The sequence below is a fragment of the Caldisericum sp. genome, from assembly GCA_022759145.1.
GTDB lineage: Bacteria > Caldisericota > Caldisericia > Caldisericales > Caldisericaceae > Caldisericum.
This window is the reverse complement of record JAEMPV010000087.1, coordinates 1-3,699: the sequence shown is the minus strand read 5'-3', so window position 1 is coordinate 3,699 and position 3,699 is coordinate 1. Positions and strand designations below refer to the sequence as shown.

Here is a 3,699-nt window from a genome sequence, read left to right as displayed (position 1 = left end):
GGGGGTCTTTTAACCCCTTCGATTGAATAAGAGATTCTTCCTCGCAAAATCCGCTCGTCAGAATGACTACCCAGCCGTCACCATAAGCCGTATTTGCGTAGGGTCTCCTCCGCTTCCCCCGCCCGAAAACGATAGCTTTGGTGCTAAGGTTTAATCATATTTTATTTTTCTACGCATTTGCATATAATATTGATAGATTTAAAATTTTAAAGTTAATATAGTAAATAATAAGGGAGGCTTAAAAATGAAAAAGAAACTTTTAGTTTTTGCGTTTGTTGTAGCGCTTGCGTTTTCAACATTCGGTTGTAGGGCTGCAAATACCAAAATTAAGCAAAACGCAAGCACTTACACTGTATCATATATGGACTTAAACTCTGAGGTAAACTTAACTGGAACAATATCATACATAGAAGAAGAAAATGTATATCCAAAGGTATCTGGTATTGTAAAAGATGTTTTTGTAAGCGAGGGCTCTCTTGTAAAAAGTGGCGACAAGATTCTTGAGATTGATTCAACGCAGGCAAACCTTTCTTATCAAAATGCAAGTGCAAGTTACCAAAATGCGAAAATATCATATGATCTTACCTTAAAGTCCAAATCTGACCTTGAAAATGCAGTGAAACAGGCAGAAAATAATCTTAATGCAGCCTTAGCTTCATACGATGTTGCAAAAGCAAACTACGACTCTGTAATGGGGAACGATAAAGCAACAGACCTCCAAAAGAAGCAAGCAGAGCAACAACTTGCACAGGCAGAAGCAACACTTAACAACGCACGGATTGCGCTTGATAATGCAAAGAGGCAACTTGATAACTTCACTCTCAAGTTAGAACAGGCACAGGTTCAATTGAATCAGGCAAAGGCATCCTTAGATACGGCTACTGAGGCTTTAAATGATTACATTGTGAGGAGCCCGATTGACGGAGTTGTGCTTAGTTTGAGTGCTTCCAAAAATGCACCTGTCCAGATGGGTATGGCGGTTGCTGTGGTTGGGAATCCCAAAGGCTTTCTTGTGACTGCCTATGCAGATGAAATAGATATGCCAAAACTAAAGGCAGGGCAATCTGCAACGATAACTTTTGATGCAGTAAAGAATGTTTCACTTCAAGGCAAGGTCTCATTTGTTGGGCTTAAGAAAATTAGTATCCCAGGTGGGGGAAGTGCGTATACAGTAAAAGTTGAAATTCCGGAATCAAATCCTTCTATAAAAAGCGGTATGTCCTGTAATATCCAGATTATTGCAAGTTCGAAGAAGCATGTGCTTGCAGTGCCTGTGTCTTCCGTTGTAACCCTTGCAGACGGTAAGACCTATGTTGATAAAGTCGTTAACGGAAAAGTTGAAAGAGTGGAAATAAAAACAGGCATTTCTTCGAATATTTACATTGAAGTTGTAGATGGGCTTAATGAGGGTGATACAGTTCTCCTTATTCCTCAAACAACTACAACACCGAATAATTCTCCATTTGGAGGATAACCAATGCAATATTTGATTGAAGCAAGGAATCTTGTTAAAGTTTATAAATTGGGTGAGGTTGAAATTCCTGCACTTCGAGGGGTATCTCTTAATGTTACAGAGGGAGAACTTATATCTGTAATAGGACCTTCAGGCTCAGGCAAATCTACTCTTATGCACATTTTAGGTTGTCTTGATACACCGACATCGGGCGAATATTTCCTTGAAGGCGTTGATGTATCAAAGATGAACGACTACGAATTATCAAGGGTTAGAAATGAGAAAATCGGATTTGTATTCCAGACATTTAACCTTCTTCCTCATCTTACAGTGCTTGAAAATGTGCTTTTGCCAGTTCAATACAACCCTAATGGTGATGTGAAGAATGCAACAAGAAGGGCTTATGAACTTCTTGAGAAGTTTGGTTTAAAGCATAGAACAAAGAACCGACCAACTCAACTTTCCGGGGGTGAAATGCAGAGGGTTGCAATTGCAAGGGCACTTATAAACAACCCAAAGATTCTATTTGCAGATGAACCAACAGGAAACCTTGACTCAAAAACAGGACTTGAAATTTTGAAAATTCTAAAAGAACTTCACAAAGAAGGGATGACAGAAATTATAGTAACGCACGACCTTAATATTACAAAATTCACCGAGAGAATCATAAAGATAAAGGACGGGCTCATCGAAGGAGAAGAGATCAACAGGATTGTTTATGATGTTGATGAGGAGGGCATATGAAAATCATAAGATTGTTTAGAATGGCTTTTGATTCCCTGAGGTTGAATAGAATGAGGTCAATTCTCTCAACGCTTGGTATTGTTGTAGGTGTTGCTTCCCTCATCCTCATAACCTCTTTTGGGTATGGGGCACAACAGCAGATCCTTTCAAGCATTAATAAACTTGGTTCGGATGCTATCATCGTAACGCCTGGAAAGGTTAACGATATACGAAGGGCGTTTTCATCTGTTGGAAGCACGATTACAAAACCACTTACTTATGATGATGTGAAGTTTCTTAAAAGTGAGATTCCAGGGCTTATAGCAACACCATCTCTTACGACCGCAAGGTCAACTGTAAAAGTTGGTGAAAACGAAATTTCCGTAACTGTTAATGGCGTTAACGAAGATTTCCTTACTGCTCTTGGCTATGACCTTTCATCCGGGAGAGGCTTTACTGCAACTGATGTAAATGGTTATATGAATTATGCTATTCTTGGGTCAAAAATTGCAGTGGACCTATTTGGAACAGAGTCACCCATTGGGAAAAGTATAAATCTCCTCAATACAAAGTTTTACATTATTGGCGTTCTTTTACCACAGGGAAGTACTATGTTTGGAAGCGTTGATAGAAATATCTTTATTCCTATAACCAAATTTATCACAATAACCAATACAAATTCATTAGGTGCAATCTATATGAAACCTCCTCAGGGCATGTCAAAGGATGTTCTTATTGCTCTTGTAAAGACACTTCTAATGAATAAGCACGGCGTTGAAAACTTTACTATTTCAGATATGGCTCAATTTGCAGACCTTGCAAACACTGCAACTTCTATCCTTACAACGGCACTTACACTAATTGGCCTTATTGCACTTATTGTAGGTGGCATTGGAATAATGAACATTATGCTTGCAACTGTTGCAGAAAGGACAAGAGAAATAGGCATAAGAAAGGCTGTAGGTGCAAACTCAAGGGATATCTTATTACAGTTCTTGTTCGAGTCCATTGTGATTACAGTAGTTGGCGGAATAATAGGAATTATTATTGGTGTTGTTGGAGCAAGGCTTGCAAGTAGCCTTTCGCCAACTGCAATAACTCCAACTTCAATCATCGTAGGATTCAGTGTTTCAGTTGCTGTTGGTGTGTTCTTTGGTGTTTATCCTGCGGTAAAAGCATCCAAACTCAACCCGGTTGAGGCGCTAAGATATGAATAAATCTTGTGTATATTTATTTGATTGACAAATGAGTTTTTGGTTGTATAATTGAACGTGGTAAAAATTTACAGGAGGTGAAAAATGAAAGGATGTCCTATTCCAAACGAAGGAAATGTTGATAGAATTATTAGAATAATTGTTGGATTAGTATTGATACTTATTTCTGTTTTTGCAACACTCAATCCAACAGTTAAAGTTATTTTCATAATTATCGGTGTGATTGCACTGATTACAGGGCTTACAGGTTTTTGCCTTGTTTATAAACTCCTCGGCATTTCTACAAGAAAGTAAAAAGTTTTAAAAGTT

General features: G+C 38.3%; 4 protein-coding genes. All 4 read left to right on the top strand.

All coding sequences use genetic code 11. The features are described 5' to 3' along the window. The first annotated feature begins 244 nt into the window (after window positions 1-244). The 4 genes from JHC30_05905 to JHC30_05890 all read left to right on the top strand — a co-directional run bounded on the left by JHC30_05905 (window position 245) and on the right by JHC30_05890 (window position 3,684). Window positions 245-1,474: an efflux RND transporter periplasmic adaptor subunit gene (locus tag JHC30_05905; protein ID MCI4463684.1), complete on the top strand. Its 1,230-nt coding sequence runs from the start codon at window positions 245-247 to the stop codon at window positions 1,472-1,474. Window positions 1,475-1,486: 12 nt separating this feature from the next. Further along, window positions 1,487-2,197: an ABC transporter ATP-binding protein gene (locus JHC30_05900; GenBank protein ID MCI4463683.1), complete on the top strand. Its 711-nt coding sequence runs from the start codon at window positions 1,487-1,489 to the stop codon at window positions 2,195-2,197. Beyond that, complete coding sequence (locus JHC30_05895; GenBank protein MCI4463682.1) at window positions 2,194-3,393, top strand: ABC transporter permease; 1,200 nt, start codon at window positions 2,194-2,196, stop codon at window positions 3,391-3,393. Before JHC30_05900 ends, JHC30_05895 begins: the two co-directional genes overlap by 4 nt. Before the next feature lie 81 nt (window positions 3,394-3,474). Then, on the top strand, window positions 3,475-3,684 hold the full coding sequence (locus JHC30_05890; GenBank protein ID MCI4463681.1) for a DUF2892 domain-containing protein: 210 nt from the start codon (window positions 3,475-3,477) through the stop codon (window positions 3,682-3,684). Window positions 3,685-3,699: the final 15 nt, after the last annotated feature.